General features: G+C 69.0%; 1 protein-coding gene. It reads left to right on the top strand.

Going from position 1 to position 271, the window contains the following annotated elements; translation table 11 throughout:
- The coding region (locus tag SB751_RS30630; protein WP_410749101.1) for a plasmid fertility inhibition factor family protein at nt 1–271 on the top strand (271 nt) is incomplete at both ends.

Below are 271 nucleotides of genomic sequence, written 5' to 3'. Positions count from 1 at the left end.
CAAGCTGCTGCTGTGCGCCGACCGCGACGACACCGACTACGTGCTCAAGCCCGTCGACGACTGGCATGTCGGCAAGGTGCGCGGGATCCGCGAATTTCTCGATCCGGAAAACGAACGCGTGCCGCAGATGCCCTACGTGACGATCTCGAAGCGCCGCGCGGCGGGGATTGCGGGCTGGCTCGGCATCGCGCATGTGGGCGTGGTGGCGTTCCGCAACGGCCAGCATCGCGCGCGCTATCTGGCGTGGGCCGGCGCGCAGTGGCTGCCGGTC

This window comes from Cupriavidus sp. SIMBA_020 (assembly GCF_046535395.1).
In the GTDB taxonomy this organism is placed as follows: domain Bacteria; phylum Pseudomonadota; class Gammaproteobacteria; order Burkholderiales; family Burkholderiaceae; genus Cupriavidus; species Cupriavidus campinensis.
The sequence above is the reverse complement of the archived record's forward strand: the minus strand, read 5'-3'. Positions and strand labels throughout refer to the sequence as shown.